General features: G+C 71.9%; 16 protein-coding genes. 8 read left to right on the top strand and 8 right to left on the bottom strand.

Annotation, left to right across the window (positions count from 1 at the left end; translation table 11 throughout):
- Positions 1–41 precede the first annotated feature (41 nt).
- The 3 genes from AC3WRM_RS17270 (at position 42) to AC3WRM_RS17260 (ending at position 1,755) form a co-directional block, all read left to right on the top strand.
- Positions 42–788 (top strand): phosphoglyceromutase, encoded by a 747-nt coding sequence (locus AC3WRM_RS17270; protein ID WP_492249819.1) that lies wholly within the window; start codon positions 42–44, stop codon positions 786–788.
- 71 nt (positions 789–859) lie between these two features.
- A complete protein-coding gene (locus tag AC3WRM_RS17265) occupies positions 860–1,525 on the top strand; it encodes a hypothetical protein (protein WP_492249818.1) in 666 nt (221 codons plus the stop codon).
- Positions 1,525–1,755: a helix-turn-helix domain-containing protein gene (locus AC3WRM_RS17260; protein ID WP_492249817.1), complete on the top strand. Its 231-nt coding sequence runs from the start codon at positions 1,525–1,527 to the stop codon at positions 1,753–1,755. The genes AC3WRM_RS17265 and AC3WRM_RS17260 overlap by 1 nt, the downstream gene beginning before the upstream one ends.
- Positions 1,756–1,765: 10 nt before the next feature.
- Here AC3WRM_RS17260 and AC3WRM_RS17255 read toward each other — a convergent pair whose 3' ends face one another.
- The 3 genes from AC3WRM_RS17255 to AC3WRM_RS17245 form a co-directional block, all read right to left on the bottom strand.
- A complete protein-coding gene (locus AC3WRM_RS17255; RefSeq protein ID WP_492249816.1) occupies positions 1,766–2,113 on the bottom strand; it encodes a hypothetical protein in 348 nt (115 codons plus the stop codon).
- A 104-nt stretch (positions 2,114–2,217) separates the two neighbouring features.
- Positions 2,218–2,898: a response regulator gene (locus AC3WRM_RS17250; protein ID WP_067853862.1), complete on the bottom strand. Its 681-nt coding sequence runs from the start codon at positions 2,896–2,898 to the stop codon at positions 2,218–2,220.
- A complete protein-coding gene (locus AC3WRM_RS17245; protein ID WP_492249815.1) occupies positions 2,895–4,034 on the bottom strand; it encodes a sensor histidine kinase in 1,140 nt (379 codons plus the stop codon). The genes AC3WRM_RS17250 and AC3WRM_RS17245 overlap by 4 nt, the downstream gene beginning before the upstream one ends.
- 133 nt (positions 4,035–4,167) lie before the next feature.
- Here AC3WRM_RS17245 and phoU point away from each other — a divergent pair, with 133 nt between their 5' ends.
- Positions 4,168–4,818 (top strand): phosphate signaling complex protein PhoU, encoded by a 651-nt coding sequence (phoU, locus tag AC3WRM_RS17240; protein WP_492249814.1) that lies wholly within the window; start codon positions 4,168–4,170, stop codon positions 4,816–4,818.
- A gap of 106 nt (positions 4,819–4,924) precedes the next feature.
- Here phoU and AC3WRM_RS17235 read toward each other — a convergent pair whose 3' ends face one another.
- On the bottom strand, positions 4,925–5,485 hold the full coding sequence (locus AC3WRM_RS17235; RefSeq protein ID WP_492249813.1) for a hypothetical protein: 561 nt from the start codon (positions 5,483–5,485) through the stop codon (positions 4,925–4,927).
- Positions 5,486–5,667: 182 nt separating this feature from the next.
- Here AC3WRM_RS17235 and AC3WRM_RS17230 point away from each other — a divergent pair, with 182 nt between their 5' ends.
- The gene (locus tag AC3WRM_RS17230; protein WP_067853874.1) at positions 5,668–6,153 is read left to right on the top strand and encodes a CarD family transcriptional regulator; all 486 of its coding nucleotides are present in this window, start codon (positions 5,668–5,670) and stop codon (positions 6,151–6,153) included.
- Between the two features lie 68 nt (positions 6,154–6,221).
- Here the strand turns inward: AC3WRM_RS17230 and ispF are convergent, their stop codons facing one another.
- Positions 6,222–6,704: a 2-C-methyl-D-erythritol 2,4-cyclodiphosphate synthase gene (gene ispF, locus AC3WRM_RS17225; RefSeq protein WP_492249812.1), complete on the bottom strand. Its 483-nt coding sequence runs from the start codon at positions 6,702–6,704 to the stop codon at positions 6,222–6,224.
- A gap of 17 nt (positions 6,705–6,721) precedes the next feature.
- Entirely contained in the window at positions 6,722–7,981 is a 1,260-nt protein-coding gene (locus AC3WRM_RS17220; RefSeq protein ID WP_492249811.1) for a C39 family peptidase, read from the bottom strand.
- Between the two features lie 92 nt (positions 7,982–8,073).
- Between AC3WRM_RS17220 and cysS the strand changes: the two genes are divergently transcribed.
- Both cysS and rlmB read left to right on the top strand, forming a co-directional pair.
- A complete protein-coding gene (gene cysS / locus AC3WRM_RS17215; RefSeq protein ID WP_492249810.1) occupies positions 8,074–9,492 on the top strand; it encodes a cysteine--tRNA ligase in 1,419 nt (472 codons plus the stop codon).
- 3 nt (positions 9,493–9,495) lie between these two features.
- Positions 9,496–10,443 (top strand): 23S rRNA (guanosine(2251)-2'-O)-methyltransferase RlmB, encoded by a 948-nt coding sequence (gene rlmB / locus AC3WRM_RS17210; protein WP_492249809.1) that lies wholly within the window; start codon positions 9,496–9,498, stop codon positions 10,441–10,443.
- A 354-nt stretch (positions 10,444–10,797) separates the two neighbouring features.
- Here rlmB and galE read toward each other — a convergent pair whose 3' ends face one another.
- Positions 10,798–11,814, bottom strand: a complete 1,017-nt coding sequence (gene galE / locus AC3WRM_RS17205; RefSeq protein WP_492249808.1) for a UDP-glucose 4-epimerase GalE — start codon at positions 11,812–11,814, stop codon at positions 10,798–10,800.
- 10 nt (positions 11,815–11,824) lie between these two features.
- Positions 11,825–12,493 carry a YoaK family protein gene (locus tag AC3WRM_RS17200; protein WP_492249807.1) on the bottom strand — a complete coding sequence of 223 codons (669 nt, stop codon included), beginning with the start codon at positions 12,491–12,493 and terminating at the stop codon, positions 11,825–11,827.
- 55 nt (positions 12,494–12,548) lie between these two features.
- Here AC3WRM_RS17200 and AC3WRM_RS17195 point away from each other — a divergent pair, with 55 nt between their 5' ends.
- Complete coding sequence (locus AC3WRM_RS17195; protein WP_492249806.1) at positions 12,549–13,031, top strand: SRPBCC family protein; 483 nt, start codon at positions 12,549–12,551, stop codon at positions 13,029–13,031.
- Positions 13,032–13,504 lie beyond the last annotated feature (473 nt).

Here is a 13,504-nt window from a genome sequence, read left to right as displayed (position 1 = left end):
ACGGTGTCGAGGACGGTCCGCGTGACCACTAGGCTGGCCGTATGACCTACACGCTCGTCCTCCTGCGTCACGGCCACAGCGAGTGGAACGCGAAGAACCTGTTCACCGGCTGGGTCGACGTCGACCTCAACGAGCAGGGTGTGGAGGAGGCGGGTCGTGGTGCCGGGCTGCTCGCCGACGCCGGGATCACCCCCGATGTCTCGCACACCTCGCTGCTGCGCCGGGCGATCCGCACGTCGCAGATCGTGCTCGACGGCATCGACCGGCACTGGATCCCCGTGAAGCGGTCGTGGCGGCTGAACGAGCGGCACTACGGCGCGCTGCAGGGCAAGGACAAGAAGGCCACGCTGGAGGAGTTCGGCGAGGAGCAGTTCATGACCTGGCGGCGCTCCTACAGCACGCCGCCGCCGGCCCTGGCGGACGACGCGGAGTTCTCGCAGGCGGACGACCCGCGCTACGCGTCGCTGCCCGACGAGCTGCTCCCGCGCACCGAGTGCCTGGCCGACGTGCTCGACCGGATGCTGCCCTACTGGTACGACAGCATCGTCCCCGACCTGCTCGACGGTCGCACCGTGCTCGTGACCGCGCACGGCAACTCCCTGCGCGCCCTGGTCAAGCACCTGGACGGCCTCGGCGAGGACGAGGTCGTCAGCCTCAACATCCCCACCGGCATCCCGCTCGTCTACGAGCTCGACGCCGACCTCAAGCCTGTCACGCCGGGTGGCCAGTACCTCGACCCCGACGCCGCAGCCGACGCCATCGCCGCGGTCGCGAACCAGGGTCGCTGACGCCCTCTCCCACGTCGTCACGTCAACGAAACCGCGTACAGGGCATATCGATATTCGATATGCTCTGGATCATGCACACCAATCGCGCCATCGCGCGCCTTCAGTGGTGGATCTGCATCGTCGTCGCCTTCGTGGCGCTGCTGACGGCCCTGGCAGCCGCGAGCTCCGCGCTCGCGCCTGACACCGTCGAGGTCACTGACGCGGTGGCAGGAACCACGACGTCGTACGCCGTGATGACGCTGGAGGCCGCGGGTGGGCTCGCCGAGCCAGAAGCGCCGTTGGTCTCGCAGGACCTCAGGACCGTGCAGGTCTCCGGTCAGGGCGACCTCACCGGCCCGACGCGCCTGGAACGTGCGTCGCGGGTCTTGGAGGCACTCCCGCTCGTCGTGGCCTGCCTGCTCGTGCTCGTGCTCCTGCGTCGCTGGATCAGCCGCACCCTCTGGCGACGAGGGCTCGACGTCTGGTTCGCGGCCCTCGCTGTGGCGCTCGTCCTCGGCGGCGCCCTCGCTCCGGTGCTGCACGCAGCGGCCCAAGAGGCGTTCATCGAGCGGTTGGACCTGCCCACGCGCGCCACGGAGACGGTGCTGGAGGCAGGTGCCCTGCCTCCACTGGTCTACCTCGAGCCGTCGGCCTCACCCGACCTGCTCATGCTCGCCGCCGCGATCGTGGTCGGCGCCGGGGCGGTGGCGGTCCGGACGGCGTCGACGTTGCGGCGCGACGTCGACGGCCTGGTCTGATGCCCCCGGAGCTCGAGCACCGCGTCACGTGCGCGCTCGACGAGCTGCTCGCCGCCCGCGGCCTGACGCTCACCCAGCTGAGCGCGCTCGTCGGTGTGAGTGTCGCGAACCTGTCCGTCCTGAAGAACGACCGCGCCAAGGCGATCCGGTTCTCGACGTTGACGGCGATCTGCGACGTGCTCGACTGCCAGGTCGGGGACCTCCTCGTGGTGCGACCGCCCGGGGCGTAGGAGCGGTCGCTCAGCGCTGGTCCGCTCCCTCCAGATCGGCGAGCAGTGCGCCGACCGAGCGTCTCGCGCGTACCCAGACGCGGTCGAGCAGCAGGGCGAAGACCACGGAGAGGGCCAGCAGCACGGACCCGGTCCAGACCAGCACCGGGACGGGTCCCAGCAGACCCAGGACCACGACGAGCACCAGCATCGCGACGACGACGCCCCAGAGCGCAGCCTGCACGGGCCGGCCACGCCGCAACAGGGTCTCCCGCTGCCGCACCACGGGCAGCCAGCGCTGGCCGTCGAGACCGACGGGCACGTGACCCGTGCGCATCGCCCGTCGGAACAGCCGCCTCTGCTCGCGCTCGCCGGTCATGCAGTCACGCTAGCGGGTGGGCCACGGCCGCTCCGGACCCTCGGAGGGGCCGGACTCCAGGACCTCGCGCAGCCGAACGGTGCGACGGCTCGCGGGCGCCGACGTCAGGCGTCGAGCTTGTACCCCAGCCCGCGGACGGTGGTGAGGGTGATCGGGTTGCCCGGGTCGGGCTCGATCTTCGCGCGCAGCCGCTTCACGTGGACGTCGAGCGTCTTCGTGTCGCCCACGTAGTCGGCGCCCCACACACGGTCGATGAGCTGGCCGCGGGTCAGCACGCGGCCCGGGTTGCGCAGGAAGAACTCGAGGAGCTCGAACTCCTTGAGGGGCAGCTTGACGGTGTCGCCGTCGACCGACACGAGGTGCCGCTCGACGTCCATGCGCACGCGGCCGGCCTCGAGGACGCCGTCCTCGTCGACCTCCTCCACCGCGCCACGGCGCAGCACCGCACGGATGCGGGCCACCAGCTCCCGCGGCGAGTAGGGCTTGGTCACGTAGTCGTCGGCGCCGAGCTCGAGGCCCACCACCTTGTCGACCTCGGTGTCCTTCGCGCTGACCATGATGATCGGCACGCTCGACGTCTGACGGAGCTGACGGCACACCTCGGTGCCCGGCAGCCCGGGCAGCATGAGGTCGAGCAGCACGATGTCGGCACCTCCGCGCTCGAACTCCGTGAGCGCGTCCGGGCCGGTCTCGGCGATCGCGACGTCGAAGCCCTCCTTGCGCAGGACGTACGACAGCGCCTCGCTGTAGCTGGTCTCGTCCTCGACGACCAACACTCGTGTCACGGGATCTCCTCATCGAGGTCGTGCTGGAACTGCGGGAGCACCAGCGTGAAGGTGGAGCCAGCGCCGGGCTCGCTCCACACGTCGACGGTGCCGCCGTTGCTGGCGGCCACGTGCTTGACGATGGACAGGCCGAGCCCCGTGCCGCCCGTGGAGCGGGCGCGGGCGGGGTCGACGCGGTAGAAGCGCTCGAAGATCCGCTCGAGCTCGGGGCCGGCGATGCCGATGCCGTTGTCGGCGACGCTGATGCGCACGTCGTCGCCGGCGAGCGCGGCCGTGACCACGACGCGCGAGCCCTCGGGGCTGTAGGTGACGGCGTTCTCGACCAGGTTGCTCACGGCTGCGTGCAGCTGGGCCCGGTCGCCGTGCACGAGCAGGTCGGGCTCGACCGTGCGGGAGATCTCGATGCGCTTGCGCTCGGACTCGGTGGCCGAGTGCTCGCAGGCCTCCGCGACGAGCTCCTCGACCTTGACCGTCGTGGCGTCGTCGCTCGCGACGTCGTTCTGCAGGCGGGACAGGTCGATGATCTGCTGCACGAGGCGGGTCAGCCGCTCGCTCTCGGTCTGCATGCGCGACGCGAACCGCACGACCGACTCGGGGTCGTCCTTCGCCTCGGCGACGGCCTCGGCGAGCAGGTTCAGCGCGCCCACCGGCGTCTTCAGCTCGTGGCTGACGTTGGCGACGAAGTCGCGGCGGATGTTCTCGACGCGCTGCTGGTCGGTCCGGTCGAGGGCGAGCACGATCACGAGCCGCGACGTGAGCGGGGCGACGCGCACCGACACGTGCGCGGGCAGACCCCGTCGGCGCTGCAGGGTCAGGTTCGACTCGCGCACCTGCCCGTCGCGGCGCACCTGCTGCACCATCGCGCGGATCTCGTCGGGCTCGATGCGCCGGTCGCGCACGATGCCGAGGGCGACCGCCTGGGCCGAGGCCTCGAGGACCGTGTTGGAGGAGTCGAGCAGGACGGTCGTGGACGACAGCACCGAGAGCACCGCCTGGGCGCCCGGAGGCACGAGCGGCGCCGGCTCCTCGGGAGCCGCGTTCTGGCGCCGTTCACTGAACAGCCAGACGAACGTCACCGCCGCCCCGACGGCCGCGCCGACGGCACCGGCGATCAGGTAGGCCGCGTCGATGTCCACACCGCGATGCTAGGCCCACCGTTCACCGAGGTCCGAGCGCGAACCCCCTCTGACGTGCGGCTTTCCGCGGCTGTTCACGGTTCGTTCACCGAGGGTCGCTCATCGTTCACCGATTTCTTCTAGGGTCGGGGGCATGCGTGATGCGTACTACGAGCAGCTCGACACCATCGTCGACGACCTGGTCCAGCTGACCGGGACCGTCCGCAAGGCCGTCGCCGCCTCCACCGCCGCCCTCCTCAACGCCGATGCCCCGCTCGCGGAGCAGGTCATCGACGGCGACAAGCAGATCGACGAGACGACCGAGGAGATCGAGGAGCGCGCCCTGCTGCTCCTGGCCACCCAGCAGCCGGTCGCCACCGACCTGCGTCAGCTGGTCGCCACGCTGCGCATGCTGACCGACCTGCAGCGCATGGGCGACCTCTCGGTCCACGTGGCCAAGGTCGCCCGTCTGCGCATGCCCGACGTCGCCGTCCCGGTCGCCATCCAGCCGACGATCATGGCCATGGCCTCCGTGGCCGACCAGATGATCCACGCGGCCTCGCGGATCGTCGCCAACCGCGACGTCGACGCGGCCGGCCGCCTCGAGGACACCGACGACGAGATGGACCGCCTGCGCAAGGACCTGTTCCGCGCGCTGCTCGGCGGCACCTGGGAGCACGGCATCGAGCCGGCGATCGACCTGGCGCTCCTCGGCCGCTACTACGAGCGCATCGGCGACCACGCGGTCTCGATGGCACGTCGCGTCGTCTACCTCGTGACCGGCGAGATCGCCCCCGGCGCCTGAGCCGCGCCTCGTCGCACGACGAAGGGCCGTCCACGATCCGTGAGGATCGGGACGGCCCTTCGTGCGTCCGTGGCACCCGGCGACGTCGCCGCCAGGTGCGGCGGGGTCAGCTGCCGGCGGTGGGGCTGGCGCTCGCGCTCGGCGTCGGGGTGGCCGACGACTCCGGGCTCACCGGCTTCTCGGCGACGTCGGAGTAGGTCGACGTGCGGGCGACGATCGGCGCCTCGATCTCGACCTCGTCGCCGCCGGAGAAGGTCAGCGTGAGGCGGGCGTAGCGGCCGAGCTCGATCGACGAGCCGTCGATGTCGGCGACCTCGCCGAGGCGGCCCAGCGTGTACAGCTGGCGGGGCTGCAGCTCGACCGGCAGGGCCGGCTGGGCCGTCACGGAGCCGGAGCCCTCGAGCGGGCGGACCGTGACCGACTCGAGCGTCTGCTCCTCGTCGGTGGTGTTCAGGAGCCCGACGGACAGCGCGTAGGTGTCGTCGGTGTTCGCGACCAGGAGGGCGTTGTACAGGCGGACGTCGCCGGTGCGCACGTTCGCGCCGATGCCGGGCTGGTACTGCTGGTTCGTCTGGGTGCTTCCACCGGTGCCGCAGGCGGTGAGCCCGAGGGCGGCGGTGAGCATCAGGGTGGCGGCCGTGAGACGGCGCGTGCGAACGGTGGACACCGGGCACCTGCTTCTACGTCGAGGAGGGTCGTCGTGCGGAGCATATCGGAGCCCGTGGCCGCGTCGGGGTGCGGGCCGGGCGTCCGGACGGGGGCGGAACCTACCGCCCGACCCCGAGGATCGGCTGAAAAGGCCGTCCGTGGCGCGTGTTAAACTGGTCACCTACGAAAGGTGCCGCGTTTATGACTTTCACTGTCGGCGAGACGGTTGTGTACCCGAACCACGGGGCCGCAGTCATCGAAGACATCGAGAAGCGGACGATCAAGGGGGAAGAGCGCGACTACCTGGTCCTGCGCATCGTCGCCCAGAACGACCTGGTCGTCCGTGTGCCCGCCTGCAACGTCGACCTGGTCGGTGTGCGTGACGTCGTCGACGCCGACGGCCTCGAGCGTGTGTTCAGCGTCCTGCGCGCCGAGCACGTCGAGGAGCCGACCAACTGGTCGCGTCGTTACAAGGCGAACCTCGAGAAGCTGCACTCCGGTGACGTGCTCAAGGTGGCCGAGGTCGTGCGCGACCTCTGGCGCCGCGACCACGAGCGTGGCCTGTCCGCGGGCGAGAAGCGGATGCTGGCCAAGGCGCGCCAGATCCTGGTCTCCGAGCTCGCGCTCGCGGAGAAGACCAACGAGGACAAGGCCGAGCTGCGGCTCGACGAGGTCCTCGCCTCCTGACCCGACTCGGTCCGACGGCCCCTGCCCCTCCGGGCGGGGGCCGTCGTCGTTCCTGGAGGTGTGGAAGGTCAGCGTCGCGCGACGAGCGCGGTGGCCACGGCCGCCACGCCCTCGCCGCGCCCCGTCAGGCCGAGACCGTCCGTGGTGGTCGCCGAGATGCTCACCGGCGCCCCGACGACGGCCGTCAGGCGCTCCTGCGCCTCGTCGCGGCGAGGGCCGAGCCGAGGGGCGTTGCCGATCACCTGGACCGCCACGTTGACCACCGCGAACCCCGCCTCGTCGAGCAGGCGCACCGTCTCGGTCAGGAACGTCGTCCCGGAAGCTCCGGCCAGGCGCGGGTCGGCCGTGCCGAAGCGCGACCCGATGTCGCCGAGGCCCGCTGCCGACAGCAGCGCGTCGACCATGGCGTGGCACGCAGCGTCGCCGTCGGAGTGCCCCTCCAGGCCGGCGTCCTCACCGGGCCACTCCAGCCCGGCCAGCCACATCGGCCGCCCGCGGACGAGCCGGTGGACGTCGGTGCCGATGCCGGTGCGCAGGTCGGGCCAGGTCATGGCTGCATCCTGCCCGACTACCAGCGGGGGCTGTCCTTCGGCAGGGCCTTGTTGCCCGGTCGGACGACGTAGACGATGCCGCCGCTGCCGCCGAGCCACGCGCGCTCGAACTGCGCGCGGTCGTAGGTGCGGCGCACCGCGGCGTTCGTGGCGCCGGCCGGGTCGTTGGCGATGACGCGACCGTCGCGCGTGAACCCGCTGATCACCATCAGGTGCCCCGGCGTCGACGAGATCGGCGCTCCGCTCAGCTCGCCCCGGCCGAAGGCGACCGACGCGACGAGCGGGATGCCCGCCTTGATGAACTGCTCGGCCTCGCGGAGGTCGTACAGCCGCGTCACGAACGTGTCGAGTCCGTAGGTGCTGGCGTAGGCGGCGCTCATGGGCCAGTTGCCGGTGCCCTGGTAGCGGTAGTCGTAGGAGTAGCGCGCGGCGTGGTCGACCTGGCGGTCGGAGCCCTTGGCCCAGCTCAGCTCGCGCGACGTCGGCCCGGAGCCGAAGTAGCGCAGGATCATCGACACCGAGGTCGGCGAGCACCACGCCTCACCGCCGCCGCCCCACTCGGGGTGGTGGCCGCGGTGCGTCATCTGAGAGTAGGTCGGCACCGACAGCGTCGTCGTGCGCGTCATCGTCGTGCGGCTCGTCGTGATGCGTCGGGTCGTGTACGACGACGCGGCGCCACCGACCGACTCGACGCGCGGCGTCGCACGTGACGTCGGACGGCGCAGCAGCTCGACCTGCACCTGCCACTGGCTGAACGTGCCCGAGCCGTTCGCGCGCACCGTGTCGGTGTCGAGCCGGGCGAGGTCGTCGGTCTGCGACGGGCCCGACGTGCGGTAGACGCCGCTCTCGCCCTTCGCCCAGATGGCGACGGTGTCCCAGCTGCCGACCTTCGACCCCTGGCGCACGCGGGCCTTGACCCGCAGCCACGTGTCGTCGGGCGTGCGCGCGCTCCACGACGGCACGAGAGCACGCGCGGAGTAGCCCGTCGACGACCACGGCGACGTCCACGTGCCGTAGGCCCACGTCGCGGTGCGGCCCTTGTACGGGTCGCGATAGGTCTGGCGGCGCTTCGGCGAGTCGAGCACGAGGGCGGAGCCGGAGACGCGGACGCCGTCGAACGAGCCCTTCTGGAGCTGGGCCGCGCTGACCCAGCGGACGGTGCTCGCCGACTGCGACGCGGCCTGCGCGGGCGAGGTCGGGACGAGCAGCGACGCGAGCAGGACGGCGGCGACGGCGGGAACGGTGCGGCGTGGTGCATGCCGACGGGGAAGAGGCATTCTCCGAGGGTAGGTGACGTCCGAGGCTCGTGGGGCGGATGGGACGAATCGGTCTGGTCGGGGCCGGGGTCGCGGACCGTTAGGATTCCGGGGTGAGCCTGCGCCTGTACGACACCGCCACCCGGCAGCAGCGCGACCTCGACCCGGTCGTGCCCGGCAAGGTCGGCATCTACCACTGCGGGCTCACCGTCCAGGGACCGCCGCACGTCGGGCACATCCGCAAGGAGGTCGTGTTCGACGTCCTGCGACGCTGGCTCGAGCGCGCCGGCTACGAGGTCACCATCGTCGCGAACGTCACCGACATCGACGACAAGATCCTCGCCAAGGGTCGCGAGCAGGGACGTCCCTGGTTCGCGGTGGCCTACGAGAACGAGCGCGCCCTGCACGCCGCGTACGAGGTGCTCGGCTGCCGCCCGCCCACGTACGAGCCCCGCGCCACGGGCGTCGTGCCGGAGATGATCGAACTCATGGAGACGCTCATCGAGCGCGGTCACGCCTACCCGGCGGAGAACGGCTCGGGCGACGTCTACTTCGACGTCCGGTCGTGGCCCGCGTACGGCGAGCTCAGCAACCAGCACGTCGACGACATGCAGGCCGCGCCCGACGCGCCGGCCGACGGCAAGCGCGACCCGCGCGACTTCGCCCTGTGGAAGGGCCACAAGGAGGGCGACCCGGAGTCGGCGTCGTGGCCGACGCCCTGGGGACGCGGACGTCCGGGCTGGCACCTCGAGTGCTCGGCGATGGCCGCGAAGTACCTCGGCACCGAGTTCGACATCCACGGCGGCGGGCTCGACCTGCGCTTCCCGCACCACGAGAACGAGATCGCCCAGTCCCGCGCCGCAGGCCAGCCGTTCGCGCGGCTCTGGATGCACAACGCGATGCTGAACCTGAGCGGCGCGAAGATGTCGAAGAGCGTCGGCAACACGCTGATGGTCAGCGAGGTCGTCAAGCGGGTGCCGGCCATCGCGCTGCGCTACTACCTCGTGGCCGCTCACTACCGCTCGATCATCGAGTTCACGGAGGAGTCGCTGCAGGAGGCCGCGGTCGCGTTCGAGCGCATCGAGGGCTTCGTGCGGCGCGCCGACGAGGCGGTGCGGGCGGCGGGCGGCGACGTCGAGCCGGGCGACGTGGGTGAGGCGTTCGCGGCTGCCATGGACGACGACCTCGGCGTCCCGGCGGCGGTCGCGGTGCTGCAGGGCGACGTGACGCGCGGCAACACGCTGCTGGCGGACGGCGACTCCACGGCGCTGCGCGAGGTGCTCGCCACCGTGCGGGCGCAGCTCGACGTGCTCGGGCTCGACCCGCTCTCCGAGCACTGGGCGGCGACGTCGACGTCGGCCGCCGACGAGGCACTCGCGCCGCTCGTCGAGGCGCTGCTCGCGCAGCGCCAGGAGGCGCGCGCGGCGAAGGACTTCGCGACCGCGGACCGCGTCCGAGACCAGCTGGCTGCGGCCGGCATCGACATCGAGGACACGGCGCAGGGTCCGCGCTGGTCCGTGAAGGGAACCTGACTCATGGCAGGCAACAGCCAGCGCCGCGGCGCGATCAAGAAGACCGGCAAGGGCAACCCCACGGCCGGGTCCGGCGGACGTCGACGCAAGGGGCTCGAGGGCAAGGGCCCGACGCCGCGCGCGGAGGAGCGCCCCAACCACAAGGCGTACAAGATGGCGCGCGCCGCCGACAAGCGCGAGGCGGCCCGGCCGAAGCGGAAGGGCAGCGACGGCGGCCCGGAGTGGGTGGCCGGACGCAACAGCGTCGTCGAGCTGCTGCGCGCGAACGTGCCGGTGGCCGGCCTCTACATCGCCGAGGGCGCGGAACGCGACGAGCGCATCCGCGAGATCTTCCGGCTCTCCGCCGAGCAGCACGTGTCGCTGCTCGAGATCGGGCGGGTCGAGATGGACAAGCTCACGGGCGGCGCGGTGCACCAGGGTGTCGCGGCCAAGCTCGACGCCTACGACTACGCCCACCCCGACGACCTGCTGGCGCGCGCCGAGGAGGAGGGCGTGCCGCCGCTCGTCGTCATGCTCGACGGCGTGACCGACCCGCGGAACCTCGGTGCGGTCGTGCGGTCGGCGTCGGGCTTCGGCGCCCACGGTGTGGTCATCCCCGAGCGTCGGTCGGCGCAGATGACCGCCTCGGCCTGGAAGACGTCGGCCGGCGCCGCCGCCCGCGTGCCCGTCGCCCGCACCACGAACCTCACCCGTCAGCTGAAGGCGTACCAGGAGGCGGGACTCATGGTCGTCGGCCTGGCCGCCGACGGTGACGTCTCCCTGCCCGACCTCGACCTCGCCGACGGCCCGCTCGTCGTCGTCATCGGCAGCGAGGGCAAGGGCATCTCCCGCCTCGTCGGCGAGACGTGCGACCAGATCGTCTCCATCCCCATGGCCTCCAGCCTGGAGTCGCTCAACGCCGGCGTCGCGGCGGGCATCGCGCTGTACCAGATCGCGCAGCGTCGGGTCTGAGGGCCGCGGCCTGACTCCTGCGGCTGCGCTGGTCACGTTCTCGTGGGCCTGCGGCTGCGCTGCCGCGGCCTCTCGTGTGGGTGGCCTCCGAGAGGCCTCGACGGGGCAGGGGCGCGGGGCTCGCCCGGGCCCGCCGGCTTCCGTAGGTCGATGTCAGGACGCGCGTGTTGGACAGTTGCGGGGGGATTCCTGCGGCTGGATCACCCGGAAGTGACCGAAACTGCGAATGCGGCCCGGGGGGCTTGGGCGGGGCGCTGGTCGTGCTCCGGTCGAGGCCCTTTCGGAGGCCACGTCGAGACTCACCCGCACCGACGCAGTCGCAGGTCGTCCCGGAGCGGGGAGGCTCCGTCGGTGTCAGGCGTCGTACCCCTGCGGGTTCTGCGACTGCCAGGTCCACGTGTCGCGGCACATGTCGTCGACGGTGCGCGAGGTGCGCCAGCCGAGCTCCTGCTCCGCCTTCGTCGGGTCGGCCCAGAACGCCGGCAGGTCGCCAGGGCGGCGGTCGACGACCTCGTACGGGATCTCGCGACCGCTGGCGCGCTCGAAGGCGTGGATCATCTCGAGCACCGACGTGCCCTGGCCGCTGCCGAGGTTCCACACGTGCACCCCGGCCTCGCCGTCGACGATCGCGTCGAGCGCGACCACGTGGCCCTCCGCGACGTCCTGCACGTGGATGTAGTCGCGCTCGCAGGTGCCGTCGGCCGTCGGGTAGTCGCCGCCGAAGACCGACAACCGGTCGCGACGGCCCACCGCGACCTGCGCGATGAACGGCACCAGGTTGTTCGGGATGCCCTGCGGGTCCTCGCCGATGCGGCCCGACGGGTGCGCGCCGACCGGGTTGAAGTAGCGCAGCAGCGCCACCCGCCAGGCCGGGTCCGCCGCGGCGACGTCGGTGAGGATGCGCTCCGTCATGACCTTCGTCTGCCCGTACGTGCTCGAGGAGTCGAGCGGCTCGTAGTCCTCGACGTACGGCACCGGCGCCTTCGCGCCGTACACCGTCGCGGAGGAGGAGAAGACGATGGTGCGGCAGTCGTGGCGGCGCATCGCGTCCATGAGCGTGAACGTCGAGCCCATGTTGTTCGCGTAGTACTCGAGCGGCTTCTGGGTGCTCTCGCCGACGGCCTTCAGCGCCGCGAAGTGGATGACCGCGTCGAACCCGCGCGCCAGCACCGTGTCGGTCGCGGCGGCGTCGGTGAGGTCGACCTCGTGCAGGGGCACGTCACGCCCGGCGAGCTCGCCGACGCGGCGCACCGCCTCGGCCTTGCCGTTGACGAGGTTGTCGACCACCTCGACGTCGTGGCCCTGCTCGAGGAGGGTGAGGACGGTGTGGGAGCCGATGTAGCCGGCGCCGCCGGTGACGAGGACACGCATGGGCCCCACGCTACCGAGCGGGTCGCTCGGACCCACCCAGCACGGCCGCCGACGCCACCACCAAGGACGCCGCCGCCAGCCCGGCGACCACGTGCCAGCGCAGCAGCAGGGCCCCGACCACCGCGCCGAGCACGATCAGCACGACGACCGCGGCCTGCAGCGTCCGCCGCCCGGGCCGCCCCACACCGAGGGAGGAGTCGGAGCCCAGGCCGATCAGCGTGTTCGTGACCGCCACGGTGGACACGTCCGGCACCGCCACGCGCCGCGCCGCGGCCGCCTGGAGGCCCATGGCGACGCCGAGCGTCGTCGTGGTCGTCGTGAGCGCCGCCCGGCCGACCGGCTCGACGACGAGCAGCACCGCCCCGAGGACGCCCAGCACGAGCGCGACCACCGCGAGCAGCGCCGTCACACGACCGTTCCACCCGGGGCTCGACCCACGCAGGGCCCGGCCGCCGAGGGCCGTCCCCGCGAGGAAGCCGACGAGCGCCGCCGACGCTCCCACCACCGACAGGCCCGCCGCGCCGGTGAGCGCCAGGCCCAGCAGGACGACGTTGCCCGTCATGTTGCCCGTGAACACGCGGTCGAGCCCGAGGAAGGAGACCGCGTCGACCACGCCCGTCGAGAACGTCAACGCCATCAGCGCGGCGAGCTGGCGACGGTCGACAGGCACACGGTCCACGGCGGCATCCTCCCACCGACGCGCGCCACGACCGATCTGCGGGCAGGATCGGTGCATGACCTGGTTCACCGCCACCCGCACGTCCGAGGCGGTCGTGACGGCCGACCAGCAGCAGGTGTGGGACGTCCTCACCGACCCCGCGGAGGTCGCCCGGCTCACCCCGCTCGTCCGCCGCATCGAGGTCGACGGCGACCACTGGCGCTGGGTCATGGAGGAGATCCCGGGCCTCGGCATCAGCCTCGCTCCGGCGTTCACGGTGCTGATCGAGACCGACGAGCCGCGCTGCATCACGTTCACGCACGACCCGCCCGAGGGTGCCAAGGAACGCGCCGCCGTCGAGGGCTCCTACGGCCTCAGCCCGCACGCGCAGGGCACCCGCCTCGACATCGAGATCACCGTCCGCGTCGACCTCCCCCTCAGCAAGCTCGCGAAGCCGGCCGTGAAGGCCGCCATGGACGGCGTCCTCGCCTCCATCGGTCGCGGCTTCGGACGCAACCTCCTCGACCGCCTCGACGCCGACCAGGTCGACGTCGGCTGACGCCCCACGGCCGCCGCTGAGCCGTTGCCGGGTGGTCTCGATACGTCCGACCGGGCTCCCTCGTCGCCGGTCGGCCTACTCGACCAGCGGGAGCTACCGCTGGTCGAGTGCCTCCACGAGCGCTAGCGAGGGGAGGTGTATCGAGACCACTCCAAGCGGTCGCTGGGGGTTGGCCCGCGCTGGGCCGTTGCCGGGTGGTCTCGATACGTCCGACCGGGCTCCTTCGTCGCCGGTCGGCCTACTCGACCAGCGGGAGCTACCGCTGGTCGAGTGCCTCCACGAGCGCTAGCGAGGGGAGGTGTATCGAGACCACTCCAAGCGGTCGCTGGGGGTTGGCCCGCGCTGGGCCGTTGCCGGGTGGTCTCGATACGTCCGACCGGGCTCCTTCGTCGCCGGTCGGCCTACTCGACCAGCGGGAGCTACCGCTGGTCGAGTGCCTCCACGAGCGCTAGCGAGGGGAGGTGTATCGAGAC

The organism is Aeromicrobium sp. EU05-FHT14F07 (assembly GCF_058790455.1).
Note: the sequence above shows the minus strand (reverse complement) of the source record. Positions and strands in the feature narration are given on the sequence as shown.